Annotated in this window: 15 protein-coding genes; 9 read left to right on the top strand and 6 right to left on the bottom strand. The window is 69.6% G+C overall.

Features of this window, described 5'->3' with window-relative positions:
* The first annotated feature begins 24 nt into the window (after window positions 1–24).
* The 7 genes from FE633_RS21930 to FE633_RS21900 all read left to right on the top strand — a co-directional run bounded on the left by FE633_RS21930 (window position 25) and on the right by FE633_RS21900 (window position 7,326).
* Entirely contained in the window at window positions 25–1,257 is a 1,233-nt protein-coding gene (locus FE633_RS21930; RefSeq protein WP_246113760.1) for a L,D-transpeptidase, read from the top strand.
* A 171-nt stretch (window positions 1,258–1,428) separates the two neighbouring features.
* Entirely contained in the window at window positions 1,429–2,721 is a 1,293-nt protein-coding gene (locus tag FE633_RS21925) for a L,D-transpeptidase (RefSeq protein ID WP_425473204.1), read from the top strand.
* Window positions 2,722–2,810: 89 nt separating this feature from the next.
* Window positions 2,811–3,578 (top strand): enoyl-CoA hydratase/isomerase family protein, encoded by a 768-nt coding sequence (locus FE633_RS21920; RefSeq protein ID WP_138046861.1) that lies wholly within the window; start codon window positions 2,811–2,813, stop codon window positions 3,576–3,578.
* A gap of 346 nt (window positions 3,579–3,924) precedes the next feature.
* A complete protein-coding gene (locus FE633_RS21915) occupies window positions 3,925–4,428 on the top strand; it encodes an ATP-binding protein (RefSeq protein WP_171060065.1) in 504 nt (167 codons plus the stop codon).
* A 188-nt stretch (window positions 4,429–4,616) separates the two neighbouring features.
* Window positions 4,617–5,390, top strand: a complete 774-nt coding sequence (locus FE633_RS21910) for a polysaccharide deacetylase family protein (protein WP_246113759.1) — start codon at window positions 4,617–4,619, stop codon at window positions 5,388–5,390.
* Entirely contained in the window at window positions 5,390–6,601 is a 1,212-nt protein-coding gene (locus tag FE633_RS21905) for a YncE family protein (RefSeq protein ID WP_138046858.1), read from the top strand. The genes FE633_RS21910 and FE633_RS21905 overlap by 1 nt, the downstream gene beginning before the upstream one ends.
* Before the next feature lie 92 nt (window positions 6,602–6,693).
* Entirely contained in the window at window positions 6,694–7,326 is a 633-nt protein-coding gene (locus FE633_RS21900) for an ADP-ribosyltransferase (protein WP_138046857.1), read from the top strand.
* A gap of 45 nt (window positions 7,327–7,371) precedes the next feature.
* Here the strand turns inward: FE633_RS21900 and FE633_RS21895 are convergent, their stop codons facing one another.
* Window positions 7,372–8,010, bottom strand: a complete 639-nt coding sequence (locus FE633_RS21895; RefSeq protein ID WP_138046856.1) for a GNAT family N-acetyltransferase — start codon at window positions 8,008–8,010, stop codon at window positions 7,372–7,374.
* Window positions 8,011–8,096: 86 nt separating this feature from the next.
* Between FE633_RS21895 and FE633_RS21890 the strand changes: the two genes are divergently transcribed.
* Window positions 8,097–8,309, top strand: a complete 213-nt coding sequence (locus FE633_RS21890) for an EF-hand domain-containing protein (protein WP_138046855.1) — start codon at window positions 8,097–8,099, stop codon at window positions 8,307–8,309.
* 37 nt (window positions 8,310–8,346) lie between these two features.
* Window positions 8,347–9,186: an NADPH-dependent F420 reductase gene (locus FE633_RS21885; protein ID WP_281291226.1), complete on the top strand. Its 840-nt coding sequence runs from the start codon at window positions 8,347–8,349 to the stop codon at window positions 9,184–9,186.
* 35 nt (window positions 9,187–9,221) lie between these two features.
* Here FE633_RS21885 and FE633_RS21880 read toward each other — a convergent pair whose 3' ends face one another.
* From FE633_RS21880 to gcvT, 5 genes are all read right to left on the bottom strand, one after another.
* The gene (locus tag FE633_RS21880) at window positions 9,222–9,779 is read right to left on the bottom strand and encodes a glycoside hydrolase family 25 protein (RefSeq protein ID WP_138046853.1); all 558 of its coding nucleotides are present in this window, start codon (window positions 9,777–9,779) and stop codon (window positions 9,222–9,224) included.
* Window positions 9,780–9,914: 135 nt separating this feature from the next.
* Window positions 9,915–11,282: an L-serine ammonia-lyase gene (locus FE633_RS21875; RefSeq protein ID WP_138046852.1), complete on the bottom strand. Its 1,368-nt coding sequence runs from the start codon at window positions 11,280–11,282 to the stop codon at window positions 9,915–9,917.
* Between the two features lie 77 nt (window positions 11,283–11,359).
* A complete protein-coding gene (glyA, locus tag FE633_RS21870) occupies window positions 11,360–12,622 on the bottom strand; it encodes a serine hydroxymethyltransferase (RefSeq protein WP_138046851.1) in 1,263 nt (420 codons plus the stop codon).
* A gap of 13 nt (window positions 12,623–12,635) precedes the next feature.
* Entirely contained in the window at window positions 12,636–13,013 is a 378-nt protein-coding gene (gcvH, locus tag FE633_RS21865) for a glycine cleavage system protein GcvH (RefSeq protein WP_138046850.1), read from the bottom strand.
* A 127-nt stretch (window positions 13,014–13,140) separates the two neighbouring features.
* Window positions 13,141–14,271, bottom strand: coding sequence for a glycine cleavage system aminomethyltransferase GcvT (gene gcvT, locus FE633_RS21860; protein ID WP_138046849.1), 1,131 nt, complete (start codon window positions 14,269–14,271; stop codon window positions 13,141–13,143).
* Between the last annotated feature and the right edge of the window lie 20 nt (window positions 14,272–14,291).

Genomic DNA, 14,291 nt, shown 5'->3' with positions numbered 1-14,291 from the left:
GGGCACGTCGTTGGGCCCCACGTGATGCACGAACAAAGACGCGCGCGGCGCGCAGGGGCCGTGCTGGCCGCCGTACTGACATGGGCAGGCCTGCTGGCCGGAGCCACGGGATGCTCCTTCGACGGGGTCGACGGGATGCTCGGCAAGGACGGCTCGCCCGAGGACGCGATCCGCGTCTGGCCGGACGACGGCAGCAAGGAGGTACGCCCGAACGAGGGGCTGAAGGTTCAGGTGCCGGACGGACGGCTGGAGTCCGTGAAGGTCGTCAAGTCGCAGGACGCACAGGAGTCCCCGGTGCCCGGCCGGATCGTCGAGGACGGCACGACCTGGGTGCCGGCAGGAAGCGGCAGGCTGGCACTGGCCGCCAAGTACACGGTGGACGCGGTCGCGCTCGACGGACACGGGCGGCGGATGGCGCGGCACGTGACGTTCACGACGCACGTCCCCGCCAAGCGGTTCATCGGATACGTCACCCCCGAGAACCGGTCGACCGTCGGCACCGGAATGATCGTCTCCCTGGAGTTCAACCGCGAGATCGGCAACCGCGCCGCCGTCGAGCGCGCGATCCGGGTGCGGTCGCAACCCGCCGTCGAGGTCCGCCCGCACTGGTTCGGCAAGGGCCGCCTGGACTTCCGGCCCGAGAAGTACTGGAAGCCCGGCACGAAGGTCACCGTCGACCTGCGGCTGCGGGACGTCGAGGCGGCGCCCGGGGTGTACGGGCTCCAGCACAAGAGCTTCTCCTTCACGGTGGGCCGCAGCCAGGTCAGCCTCGTCGACGCCGCCGACCACACCATGGAGGTACGCCGCGACGGCAAGCTTCTCGCCAACGTTCCGATCACCGCGGGCGCCCCCCGGTCGACGACGTACAACGGGAAGATGGTGATCAGCGAGATGCTCGAAGTGACCCGGATGAACGGCGCCACGGTCGGCTTCAGGCGCGCCGACGGCAGGGGCGAGTACGACATCCCGGACGTCCCCCACGCGATGCGGCTCACCAGCTCCGGGACCTTCCTGCACGGCAACTACTGGGCGCGGGGCGTGTTCGGCAACCGCAATGTCAGCCACGGCTGTGTGGGCCTGCGTGATGTGAAGGGCGGCAGTTCCGCGACCCCGGCGGGCTGGTTCTTCGACCGCAGCATCATCGGCGATGTCGTCGAGGTCGTGAACAGCGATGACAAGAGGGTCGCTCCCGACAACGGCCTCGGAGGGTGGAACATGACGTGGAAGGAGTGGCAGGCCGGCTCCGCGGTGAAGTAGACCGGCATGGGGGTAGGTGCAGGAAGTGGCTGCTCACACCGGCAGTTGGAACTGAACAGTGACAATTGCCGGGAGCCACCGGTCCTGGCCGTGTGATTAATTGACGCGGTGCGTGCATGGGCGCGCCGTAGTGCGGGCCTGTGACCCGGGCCGTGCGAGGGGAGAAACAGCTTGAACGGGCGACCGATATCGAGGGCGTCGGTTGGCGCGCGGGGGCGCGAACGCAAGAGCTCTGGGGGGCGTGGGCGCAAGGGGGTTCTGGCGCTCATACTCGGCATGCTGCTGCTCGCCGTGACGGCGTGCGGCGGCGGGGGAGGAGGGGGCTCGGACTCGGGCTCCGGCGGTGACCAGGACGGCAAGGGCGGTTCCGGCCGGGCCGACACCAAGACCTCGCGGGCCGTCGTGACGATAGCGCCCAAGAACGGCGCCGACGACGTGGACACCAGCGGCGCCCTCAAGGTCACCGCCGCCAAGGGCGAACTGACCGAGGTCAAGGTGGAGAACACCAAGGGCGAGCCGGTCGAGGGCGAGATAACCGGCGACGGGGCGAGCTGGACCCCCACCGACCACCTGGCGTCCGCCACGAAGTACAAGGTCCACGCGATAGCCAAGGACTCCGAAGGCCGCCGGGCGGCCGAGGAGTCCACCTTCACCACCCTGACCCCGAAGAACACCTTCGTCGGCATCTTCACGCCCGAGGACGGTTCCAAGGTCGGCGTGGGAATGCCCTTCTCGATCCGCTTCGACCGGGGCATCACCCACCCCGAGGACGTCGAGAAGGCCATCCGTGTGAAGACCGAGCCCGCGGTGGACGTCGAGGGCCACTGGTTCGGCAACGACCGACTGGACTTCCGCCCGGAGAAATACTGGAAGCCCGGTACGAAGGTGACGGTCGACCTCGACCTCGACGGCCTGGAGGGCCGGCCCGGCGTCTACGGAGAGCAGGCCAAGACCGTCGAGTTCACCATCGGCCGCAGCCAGGTGTCCACGGTCGACGCCAAGAGCAAGAAGATGAAGGTCGTCCGCGACGGCAAGCTCATCAAGACGATTCCCATCACGTCCGGGGCGCCCTCGACGCCGACCTACAACGGCCAGATGGTCATCAGCGAGAAGCACAAGGTGACTCGCATGAACGGCGCCACGGTCGGGTTCACACGCCCCGACGGCAAGGGCGAGTACGACATCAAGGACGTACCGCACGCGATGCGCCTGTCGACCTCGGGCACCTTCATCCACGGCAACTACTGGGCGCCGTACGCGCCGGGGAACCAGAACGTCAGCCACGGGTGCGTCGGCCTGAGGGATGTGAAGGGGGCCTGGGACGGGAAGCAGCCCGCCGCGTGGTTCTTCGACAACTCGATCCTCGGTGACGTCGTGATCGTGAAGAACTCGAAGGACACGACCATCCAGCCGGACAACGGCCTCAACGGCTGGAACATGTCCTGGGAGAAGTGGAAGGCGTAGGAGCCTTTTCGAAGTCGAGGTGTACGGGCCCGGTGTGCTGTGACTCAGCACACCGGGCCATTGTCGTTAGTCCCCGTTAACCTGCCCTCATGACTGTGCATCTCGAAGTCGCCGAAGGTGTCGGCACGATCCGCCTCGACCGTCCGCCCATGAACGCGCTGGACGTCGCCACGCAGGACCGGCTCAAGGAACTCGCCGAGGAGGCCGCCCGTCGCGACGACGTACGCGCGGTGGTCCTCTACGGCGGCGAGAAGGTGTTCGCGGCGGGCGCGGACATCAAGGAGATGCAGGCCATGGACCATGCGGCGATGGTCGTACGCTCCCGGGCCCTGCAGGACTCCTTCACCGCCGTGACCCGCATCCCCAAGCCGGTCGTCGCCGCCATCACCGGATACGCGCTGGGTGGCGGCTGCGAGTTGACGCTGTGCGCCGACTACCGCATCGCGGCGGACAACGCGAAGCTGGGCCAGCCGGAGATCCTTCTCGGGCTGATCCCCGGCGCGGGGGGCACCCAGCGCCTGGCCCGGCTGATCGGGCCGTCCAAGGCCAAGGACCTCATCTTCACCGGCCGCATGGTCAAGGCCGAGGAGGCTCTCGCGCTCGGTCTGGTGGACCGGGTCGTGCCGGCCGCCGAGGTGTACGAGCAGGCGCACGCGTGGGCGTCCAAGCTGGCGCAGGGGCCGGCGCTCGCGCTGCGGGCCGCCAAGGAGTCGGTGGACATGGGGCTGGAGACGGACATCGAGACCGGGCTCGCGGTGGAGCGCAACTGGTTCGCGGGGCTGTTCGCGACGGAGGACCGGGAGCGGGGGATGCGGAGCTTCGTGGAGGAGGGGCCGGGGAAGGCGAAGTTCCTCTGAGAGAGCCGTCCGAATGAGGGAGTCGTCAGAGGCGCCGAAGGGGGTCGAATTCCTTCGGCAAATCCTCCTGAACCACTTGCAGTTGACGCCATGTCTTACCCGGTGTTCCCCCGAAGGGGCGGTTTGTACGAGCCTTGGTGCAGCCGGGAGGCAGCCTTGAGGCTGCCTTGCCCGGGGCAGTCGGCGATTGCCCCGAAGTGGGCCGTCCGCGCAGGTCAGTCGGGCTGTGCCGGTCGCTGCACTGCCTGTGGCATATGCCGAACGGATGGCTTGGAATAGGGGGTTTCCCCGGGCGTATTCCTCCGGAACGGCCCCCAAGGGTGCCCGGGGCGGCCATGATGGGGGCATGGCGGGGCTGGAGGGTATGGAACAGCCGCGGCGGCACGCGAGTGCGACCGCGGCGCGCTGGTCGCCCGGTGTCGAGGACGAACACGCGCTCAAGGCGCTGGAGTTGTTCGGCAATCCCACGAAGGCCGAGGTTCCGTTGCCGTCCCGCCCCGAGTCGGCGGCGAGTGCGCGCCGGCTGGCCCAGGTCGTGATCCTGCGTCAGTGGGGGCTCTCCCCGAAAACGACCGAGGACGCCGTGCTGCTGGTCTCCGAACTCGTGGGCAACGCCGTACGGCACACCGGCGCCCGTGTCTTCGGGCTCCGGATGCGGCGTCGCCCGGGCTGGATCCGCGTCGAGGTCCGGGATCCCTCCCGCGGCCTGCCCTGCCTCATGCCCGTGCGGGACATGGACCTCAGCGGGCGCGGTCTGTTCCTCGTCGACAAGCTCTCCGACCGCTGGGGTGTCGACCTGCTGCCCCGCGGCAAGACGACCTGGTTCGAGATGCGCGTCCCGGACCACTGACGCGTCCGGGGCGCGGACCAGGTGTCCGCGCCGGCTCTCGCTGAAGGCGACCGAAGACGTCGTGCGGCCGGGCGTTCGCGCCGGCCCTTCTGTGCGACCTGCGTGGCCGTGGCGCGCTCGCGACCCGCACTCTGCGTCAAACAGCTCAATGACCGCCATTCGGCGCGAAACACCCTTAAATGGCACGGGTGACCACGACCGACCGCCGTGCGGCCCTCCGGACGGGTGCGGGACTCGCCGCGGCGGGCGCGCTCACGGCGGGCGCGCTCACCGGGTGTTCCACGAACGGCCCGACCGTCGCGCGCCCGGCCGCCCCGCCCCGTACGCCCTCCGTGGCGCCCGCTCCCCGCGCCTACCCCCACCGGCCCGTCCAGATCGAGTACGGCCCCCGCGACCGCCCCCGGGTCGCGCTCACCTTCCACGGACAGGGCGACCCCGCCCTCGCCCGCGCGCTCCTCGACGAGGCGGAGAAGGGCGGCGCCCGCCTCACCGTTCTCGCCGTCGGCAGCTGGCTCGACGCCCATCCGCGAATGGCCCACCGGATCCTCGACGGCGGCCACGACCTCGGCAACCACACCCAGCACCACGTCGACATCAACGCGCTGCCCGAGGCGGAGGCGTACGCCGAGATCAGCGGGTGCGCCGAGCGGCTGCGCCGGCTCACCGGATCGATCGGCACCTGGTTCAGACCCTCACGCGCCACGCGAGCCTCCCCGCTCGTCGAGCGCCTGGCCCGCCGCGCGGGCTACCCGCATGTCCTCTCGTACGACGTCGACTCGCTCGACTTCACCTCGCCCGGCGCCCCGGCCGTCACCCGCAGGATCACCTCCCGGATCCGGCACGGCTCGGTGGTGAGCCTGCACTTCGGGTACGCGGACACGGTCGCCGCGCTCCCCGCCGTCCTGGAAGAACTCGATCGCCGCGGCCTGCGCGCGGTGACCACCACGGAGTTGCTGAGCTGATGCACCGGAACCTCACCCAGCGCGCCCTGATCGCGGGCGCCGTACTCGCCGCCGCCCTCCTCGGCTGCGGCACCGGGCCCGAGCGCCAGGCGAAGGAGACCCTCGGCACGGTCGAGCCGGTCAAGCCCGCCAAATCCGCCAAGCCCGCCCAGCCCGTCAAGCCCGCCGAACCCAAGACCGACGGCCTGCCAGGCATGCCGCCCGTCCTCGACAAGACCGACATCTACGCCGCCGACCGCCCGGGCAAACTGTCCCCGGTCGTCAAGGACTTCCCGTCCCGCGTCTACGTCCCCAACACCAATTCCAACACCGTTTCCGTCATCGACCCCAAGACGTACGAGGTCATCGAGACGATCCCGGTCGGTGTCCAGCCTCAGCACGTCGTCCCCTCCTGGGACCTGAAGACCCTCTGGGTCAACAACAACCGGGGACACACGCTGACGCCCATCGACCCGAAGACGGGCAAGGCGGGCAACCCGGTCGACGTCCACGACCCCTACAACCTGTACTTCACGCCGAACGGCAAGTACGCCATCGTCATGGCCTCGCTCGACCGCGAACTGGTCTTCCGCGACCCGCACACCATGAAGACCGTCAAGACCGAACCGGTCAGCTGCTACGGCGTCAATCACGCCGACTTCTCCCTGGACGGCCGGTACTTCATCGTCTCCTGCGAGTTCAGCGGCGAACTGCTGAAGGTCGACACGGAGCGGATGAAGGTCGTCGGCCAGCAGAAGCTGCCCTTCGAGGGGGCCATGCCGCAGGACGTGAAGATCTCGCCGGACGGGAAGACGTTCTACGTCGCCGACATGATGGCCCACGGCGTGTGGGTGCTGAACGGAGACAGGTTCGACGAGCCGAAGCTCCTGCCCACCGGCAAAGGCTGCCACGGCCTGTACATCAGCCGTGACTCCCGCGAGATGTACATCTCGAACCGCGGCGAGGGCACCATCTCGGTCTTCGACTTCACCCAGGACAAGCTGACCAAGAAGTGGCATCTGCCGGACGGCGGCAGCCCCGACATGGGCGGCGTCTCCATTGACGGCAAGGTCCTCTGGCTCTCCGGCCGTTACGACTCCGAGGTGTACGCCATCGACACTCGCACCGGCGTCCAGCTGGCCCGCATCCCGGTCGGCAGCGGTCCGCACGGGCTCGCGGTGTATCCGCAGCCGGGCCGCTACTCGCTCGGGCACACGGGCATCTTCCGCTGAGAGGAACGGAAGTTGACCGCTGTCCTCGGGACACGCCGCCGTACGAGTGACGATCCACGGCCCGCCCCCGCAGAACCGAGATCGTGCTCCGCATGATCACAACTCGCCTGCGGCGGCGGGCCGCTGCCGTCGTCCTGTCCCTGTCCGCCGTCTTCGCGACCTCGGCGGCGACGCTCCCCGCCGAGCCGGCGAAGCCACCTGCCAAGGCACCCGCGACATCACCCGTGAAGGCCGCGGCTCCCGAGTGTCCCCAGTTCGCCGACCCCGTCCACGCCGCAGTCGACCGCCGCGTGGACATCGACCGCATCACGCCCGACCCCGTCTGGCGCACGTCCTGCGGCACGCTCTACCGCAGCGACCGCCGCGGCCCCTCGATCGTCTTCGAGCAGGGCTTCCACCCCAAGGACGTCATCAACGGCCAGTACGACATCGAGAAGTACGTCCTCGTCAACCAGCCCTCGCCGTACGTCTCCACGACCTACGACCACGACCTCTACAAGACGTGGTGGAAGAGCGGCTTCAACTATTACATCGACGCCCCCGGCGGTGTGGACGTCAACAAGACCATCGGCGACACCCACAAGTGGGCCGACCAGGTCGAGGTCGCCTTCCCGGGCGGTATCGCGCGCCAGTACATCATCGGCGTCTGCCCGGTCGACAAGGCGACAAAGACCGAGATCATGAGTGACTGCGAGAGCAACCCGTACTACGAGCCCTGGCACTGAGCGGCTCTGAGCGGTACTGAGCGGCACTGAGGGTGCCTCCGCGCCTCAGGCCGCGACGAGCAGGGCCTCCGCCCCGACCGGGCGGAACCCGGCCGCCTGGAACGCCCGCACGCTGCGGGCGTTCCCCGCGGCCAGCTGGGCCCACACGGGCTCACCCGCGCTCAGATGGCGCGCCGCCGAGGCCAGCGCACGGCCCAGTCCCCGGTGCCGGACCTCCTCGTCCACCTCGATCGCGGCCTCCAGGCGCCCCGCGATCCCGCGCCCCAGAACGAGCACCCCTCCTTCGGCCGCCCACACGCGCACGTCGTCGCGCCGCTTGCGGGCGCGGGCCACCCGGGGGTGGTGGGGGTCGTCGAGTGCGGCCAGCCCGACCGGGGGCGGTCCGGGCAGCGGCGCGGCGACCGTCATCAGGTCGATCGTGTCCGTCGTACGCCCCGTACGCGCCATGAACGCGGAGAGGAACCGCGGGTTCATCGTCGCCGCGAGCGCGTCGCAGTCGAGCGCGCGCAGCGTGGCGTACACCCAGTCCGGATCCTCGTCCGTGAAGACGACGGAGTGAGCCGTGAAAGCCAGCACCCCCGCGTCGCGGTGAGCGTGCTGCGGCACGACGGTGGTGCCGCCGTCCGTCGGCGGGAACACTCCCCGGGCCGCCGCGTCGAGAATGTCCCGCAGATTTTCAGGCATGAGATCCACTTCCCCCGTCGCTTCGCCGGGCGGTTAATCTGACCTCCGTCAGCAAGGCATGGATACAGCACGAAGGGGCGGACCCGGTGGCCGACATCGAGGAAGCACGCAAGGCGTTCGAGCGGATCGACGTGGACGGTGACGGGTTCATCACCGCCGCCGAGTTCAAGACCGCCCTGGCCCAGGGCGGAGACTGGAACGTCACCGAGGCCGTGGCGGAGGCCGTGATCGCCGCCCAGGACAGCAACCACGACAAGCTCCTCTCCTTCGACGAGTTCTGGGCCCACCTGAGCAAGTAGGCCAAGCGGTCTGAGCACGAGGGGGCGCCCCCGCGGGTTGCGCGGGAGCGCCCTCTCGTCGTGCGTCCTTCGTCATGCGGTCGCTTCGTCACGCGGCCCGTGTCCGCGGCCCCCGGACGCTGCACAGCGGCTTTCGGTCCGGAATATCCCGTCCGACCCGCAGGTTGGTGTTCCCCGTCAGAGCAGAAGCACCGACCCCCCGGAAGGGCGAGCCATGAAGATCGGCATCATCGGCGCGGGCAACATCGGCGGAAACCTCACCCGGCGGCTCACCGCCCTCGGCCACGACGTCTCCGCCGCGAACTCCCGCGGTCCGCACACCCTCACCGCGCTCGCCGAGGAGACCGGAGCCACGCCCGCGACGGTCGCCGACGTCGCGCGTGGCGCGGAGCTCGTCGTCGTCACCGTCCCTCTGAAGGCCGTACCGGACCTGCCGTCCGGCTTCCTCGACGAGGCGGCTGACGCTGTCGCCGTGATCGACACCGGCAACTACTACCCGCGGGAGCGCGACGGCAAGATCGCCGCGATCGAGGACGAGGGTCTGACGGAGAGCCGCTGGACCGCCCAGCAGATCGGCCACACGGTCATCAAGGCCTTCAACGGCACGTACGCCCAGGACATCCTCGACCGCCCCCGCCCCGCCGGCGCCCCCGACCGCATGGCCCTCCCGGTCGCCGGTGACGACGAGGCGGCCAAGCGCGTCGTCCGCGGTCTCATCGACGAACTCGGCTTCGACACGGTCGACTCCGGCACCCTCGACGACTCCTGGCGCCAGCAGCCCGCGACCCCGGTCTACGGCCTTCAGGCCGGGACCGAGGCGGTCACCAAGGCCCTGGCGGAGGCGTCTCCGGAGCGGACGGCGGACTTCCGGGCGTAAGGCGTAGGGCGGGGGCCGGCCCCGGCCGCCCGGCCTCAGCCGCCGGTGGCCCACTCGCGGAGCGCTGCCTTGCTCGCGAAATCGGCGACGTTCTTGTCCAGCGGGCTGTCGGTGTACTGGTGGAAGCGCCACTTCGCCTTGATGCGGGGCTCGCCGGCGGTGACGTAGTCGGCGATCCACAGGGCGTCACCCGCGTACGAGGTGGTGTCGACGTTCAGCCAGTAGTTTCTGTTGCAGTACAGAACGACCCGGTGGTTCGGCCGCAGTTCCTTCACCTTGCGGATGAAGCGGTCCTTCTCGGCGTTGCTCGCGTGGGTGCCCTCGCTCGTCGATTCCCAGTCGACGGCGAGGACGTCGCCCGCCTTCTCCGGGGCCTTGCTGACGAAGTACTCGGCCTGGGCGGTGAGGTTGCCGGGCCAGAGGAAGTGGTAGAAGCCGACCACGCAGCCGCCGTCGCGGGCCGTCTTCGTCTGGGCGCTCAGTTTCGGGTTGACGTACGAACGGCCCTCCGTCGCCTTGATGAAGACGAAGGACAGGCCGTCGGTGTCGAACGAGGACGACTGGTGGGAACTGACATCGATGCCGCGCAGCATGGGGCATTCCTCCGTGCGTGGGGAGACAGGTGGGGGAGTGGGGTAGGCACAGGGGTACGGAAAAGTGCGGGTGAAGCACTCAACTACCTTGCTTTTCCCCTACATCGCCCCATTCCATCCCTAAGATGGCAGGGCTCAGCACTCGATGATGTTCACCGCGAGCCCGCCCCGTGCCGTCTCCTTGTACTTCACGGACATGTCGGCGCCGGTGTCCTTCATGGTCTTGATGACCTTGTCGAGGGACACCTTGTGGGAGCCGTCGCCGCGCATGGCCATGCGGGCGGCCGTGACGGCCTTCGCGGCGGCCATGCCGTTGCGTTCGATGCACGGGATCTGGACGAGGCCGCCGACGGGGTCGCAGGTGAGGCCGAGGTTGTGTTCCATGCCGATCTCGGCCGCGTTCTCGACCTGTTCGGGGGAGCCGCCCAGGACCTCGGCGAGCGCGCCGGCCGCCATGGAGCAGGCCGAGCCGACCTCGCCCTGGCAGCCGACCTCGGCGCCGGAGATGGACGCGTTCTCCTTGAAGAGCATGCCGATCGCGCCCGCGGCCAGCAGGAAGCGGACCACGCCCTCCTCGTCGGCGCCCGGCACGAAGTTGATGTAGTAGTGGAGCACCGCGGGGATGATGCCCGCGGCTCCGTTGGTGGGGGCGGTCACCACCCGGCCGCCCGCCGCGTTCTCCTCGTTCACGGCCATCGCGTAGAGCGTGATCCACTCCATGGCGCGGGCCAACGGTTCGCCCTCGGAGCGGAGTTGGCGTGCCGAGACGGCCGCCCTGCGCCGTACCTTCAGGCCGCCGGGCAGGATGCCCTCGCGGGACATGCCGCGCGAGACGCAGGCCTGCATCACGCGCCAGATCCCCAGCAGCCCCTCGCGGATCTCCTCCTCGGTGCGCCAGGCCCGCTCGTTCTCCAGCATGAGCGCGGAGATGGACAGGCCTGTCTCCCGTGTCAGGCGCAGCAACTCGTCGCCCGTACGGAACGGGTGCTTCAGCACCGTGTCGTCGAGCTTGATCCGGTCCGCGCCGACCGCCTCCTCGTCCACGACGAAGCCGCCGCCCACCGAGTAGTACGTCTTCGAGAGGAGCTCCGTCCCGTCGGTGTCGTACGCCCAGAGCGTCATCCCGTTCGCGTGGTACGGCAGAGCCTTGCGCCGGTGGAGGATCAGGTCGTCGTCGTAGGAGAAGGCGATCTCGTGCTCGCCGAGCAGTTTCAGGAGCTTCTCCGAGCGGATCGCGTCGACCCGGTCGTCCGCCGTCTCCACGTCCACCGTCCGCGGAGACTCGCCTTCCAGGCCGAGCAGAACCGCCTTCGGCGTGCCATGGCCGTGCCCGGTCGCGCCGAGCGAGCCGTACAACTCGGCGCGCAGCGAGGCGGTGGGGGCCAGCAGGCCCTCGTTGCGCAGGCGGCGGGCGAACAACCGCGCCGCGCGCATCGGGCCGACCGTGTGGGAGCTGGACGGGCCGATGCCGATCGAGAAAAGGTCGAAGACCGAGATGGCCACGGTGACTCCTCACAACGGGGTGGAACAGAGTGGGGCACCGCGCACGCACGTTCAGGCCGCGCGGTGCCCCCGAGCGGTTACTTCAGGCCGGGATACAGCGGGTGCCGGCCGGCCAGGGCGGACACCCGGGCCTTCAGGGCGTCCCGGTCGTACGTGGGCTTCAGCGCCTCGGCGATGATGTCCGCGACCTCGGCGAAGTCCTCGGCCCCAAAGCCTCGGGTAGCCAGGGCCGGCGTTCCGATGCGCAGGCCGGAGGTGACCATCGGCGGACGCGGGTCGTTCGGGATGGCGTTGCGGTTGACCGTGATGCCGACCTCGTGGAGGCGGTCCTCGGCCTGCTGCCCGTCGAGTTCGGAGTCGCGCAGGTCGACCAGGACAAGATGGACGTCCGTACCGCCGGACAGGACATCGACGCCGACGGACTTGACGTCGTCCTGGACCAGGCGCTCGGCGAGAATCCGCGCGCCGTCCAGCGTCCGCCGCTGCCGCTCCTTGAAGTCCTCCGAGGCCGCGACCTTGAACGAGACGGCCTTGGCCGCGATCACATGCTCCAGCGGGCCGCCCTGCTGGCCCGGGAAGACGGCCGAGTTGATCTTCTTCGCCAGCTCCGCCGTGGACAGGATCACGCCACCGCGCGGGCCGCCCAGCGTCTTGTGCGTCGTGGTCGTGACCACGTGCGCGTGCGGGACGGGGTTCGGGTGCAGGCCCGCCGCCACCAGGCCCGCGAAGTGCGCCATGTCCACCATCAGATACGCGCCGACCTCGTCGGCGATCCGGCGGAACGCGGCGAAGTCCAGCTGACGCGGGTACGCCGACCAGCCGGCCACGATCAGCTTCGGCTTGGACTCCTTGGCGAGGCGCTCGACCTCGGCCATGTCGACCTGGCCGGTCGCATCGTCCACGTGGTACGCGACCACGTTGTAGAGCTTGCCGGAGAAGTTGATCTTCATGCCGTGGGTCAGGTGCCCGCCGTGTGCGAGGTTCAGGCCCATGATCGTGTCGCCGGGCTTGAGCAGGGCGAACATCGCGGCGGCGTTGGCCTGGGCGCCCGAGTGCGGCTGCACGTTGGCGTGTTCGGCGCCGAAGAGCTCCTTGACGCGGTCGATGGCGATCTGCTCGACCACGTCGACGTGCTCGCAGCCGCCGTAGTAGCGGCGGCCCGGGTAGCCCTCGGCGTACTTGTTGGTGAGTACGGAGCCCTGGGCCTCCATGACCGCCACCGGAGCGAAGTTCTCCGAGGCGATCATCTCCAGGGTGGACTGCTGACGGTTCAGCTCGGCGTCGACGGCGGCGGCGACGTCCGGGTCGAGTTCAGAGAGGGGCTGGTTCAGAAGCGACATCGGTCAGGAGTCCTCAAGATCCGGAGAATTCGGTGTACTCGTCCGCGGAGAGCAGGTCCTTCGGTTCCTGCGCGATGCGAATCCTGAACAGCCAGCCGCCTTCGAACGGGGCGGTGTTCACCAGTGCGGGGTCGTCCACGACGTCCTGGTTGATCTCGGTGACCTCACCGGACACCGGCGAGTACAGATCGCTCACCGACTTCGTCGACTCCAGCTCGCCGCAGGTCTCGCCCTCGGTCACCGTGGTGCCGACCTCGGGGAGCTGGGCGTAGACGACGTCGCCGAGCGCGTTGGCCGCGAACTCGGTGATGCCGACCGTCGCGACGCCGTCCTCGGCGGCCGACAGCCACTCGTGCTCCTTGCTGTAACGCAGCTGCTGGGGGTTGCTCATGGCCTGAATTCTCCTGTACGCGAGGGAGTGCTGGTGAACGGGTGGGCTGGTGAGATGCCCTTTGCGCTACGAGACGGCACACGGGGCCGCAGGTCACGTCGGCGCGCTGCCGACCCCGACGCCGGGACTACTTCCGGCGCTTGTAGAAGGGCAACGCCACGACCTCGTACGGCTCGTGACTGCCCCGGATGTCCACGCCGACACCGGGCGTGCCGGGCGCGGCGTGCGTGGCGTCCACGTACGCCATCGCGATCGGCTTGCCGAGGGTGGGCGAGGGCGCGCCCGAGGTGACCTCGCCGACGACCTCGCCGCCGGCGACGACCGCGTACCCGGCGCGCGGGACGCGGCGGCCCTCGGCGATCAGACCGACGAGGACACGCGGGGGGTTCTCCTCGGCCCTGGAGGCGGCCTCGGTGAGCGCCTCGCGCCCCACGAAGTCGCCCTCCTTCTCGAACTTCACGACCCGGCCGAGCCCCGCGTCGAACGGCGTCAGCGAGGTGCTCAGCTCATGCCCGTACAGCGGCATGCCCGCCTCCAGGCGCAGGGTGTCGCGGCAGGAGAGGCCGCAGGGGACCAGGCCCGCCGCGGAGCCCGCGTCGGTCAGCGCCTGCCACAGCTTCTCCGCGTCGGCCGGGGAGACGAACAGCTCGAAGCCGTCCTCGCCGGTGTAGCCGGTGCGGGCGATCAGGGCCGGGACGCCCGCGACGGTGCCGGGCAGGCCCGCGTAGTACTTGAGGCCGTCCAGGTCGGCGTCGGTGAGGGACTTGAGGATGCCGGAGGACTCGGGGCCCTGGATAGCGAGCAGCGCGTACGCGTCGCGGTCGTCGCGCACGGCGGCGTCGAAGCCGGCGGCGCGCTCGGTCAGGGCGTCCAGGACCACCTGGGCGTTGGAGGCGTTGGCGACGACCATGTACTCGCTCTCCCCGAGCCGGTACACGATCAGGTCGTCGAGGATGCCGCCGTCGGCCCGGCAGATCATGGTGTAGCGGGCGCGGCCCACGCCGACCGAGGAGAGGTTGCCGACCAGCGCGTGGTCGAGGAGCCGGCCGGCCTGGGGGCCGGTGACGGTGATCTCGCCCATGTGGGAGAGGTCGAAGAGGCCTGCCCTGGTACGGACGGCGATGTGTTCGTCCCGCTCGGAGCCGTACCGCAGAGGCATGTCCCAGCCGGCGAAGTCGGTCATCGTCGCGCCGAGCGAACGATGCAGGGCATCGAGCGCGGTGCGCCGTGGCGTGAGGGGCGCGGCGTTACTGCTCATCGGTTCTGCTCCCAGGGCAT

Source organism: Streptomyces montanus, from assembly GCF_005786655.1.
Classification (GTDB): Bacteria; Actinomycetota; Actinomycetes; order Streptomycetales; family Streptomycetaceae; genus Streptomyces; species Streptomyces sporangiiformans.
The sequence above is the reverse complement of the archived record's forward strand: the minus strand, read 5'-3'. Positions and strand labels throughout refer to the sequence as shown.

Bases quoted from the DNA above. Each gene is read 5' to 3' on its own strand.
- FE633_RS21930 (WP_246113760.1), top strand. From the start codon at position 25: ATGCACGAACAAAGACGCGCGCGGCGCGCAGGGGCCGTGCTGGCCGCC.
- FE633_RS21920 (WP_138046861.1), top strand. From the start codon at position 2,811: ATGACTGTGCATCTCGAAGTCGCCGAAGGTGTCGGCACGATCCGCCTC.
- FE633_RS21915 (WP_171060065.1), top strand. From the start codon at position 3,925: ATGGCGGGGCTGGAGGGTATGGAACAGCCGCGGCGGCACGCGAGTGCG.
- FE633_RS21905 (WP_138046858.1), top strand. From the start codon at position 5,390: ATGCACCGGAACCTCACCCAGCGCGCCCTGATCGCGGGCGCCGTACTC.
- FE633_RS21900 (WP_138046857.1), top strand. From the start codon at position 6,694: ATGATCACAACTCGCCTGCGGCGGCGGGCCGCTGCCGTCGTCCTGTCC.
- FE633_RS21895 (WP_138046856.1), bottom strand. From the start codon at position 8,010: ATGCCTGAAAATCTGCGGGACATTCTCGACGCGGCGGCCCGGGGAGTG.
- FE633_RS21880 (WP_138046853.1), bottom strand. From the start codon at position 9,779: ATGCTGCGCGGCATCGATGTCAGTTCCCACCAGTCGTCCTCGTTCGAC.
- glyA (WP_138046851.1), bottom strand. From the start codon at position 12,622: ATGTCGCTTCTGAACCAGCCCCTCTCTGAACTCGACCCGGACGTCGCC.
- gcvH (WP_138046850.1), bottom strand. From the start codon at position 13,013: ATGAGCAACCCCCAGCAGCTGCGTTACAGCAAGGAGCACGAGTGGCTG.
- gcvT (WP_138046849.1), bottom strand. From the start codon at position 14,271: ATGAGCAGTAACGCCGCGCCCCTCACGCCACGGCGCACCGCGCTCGAT.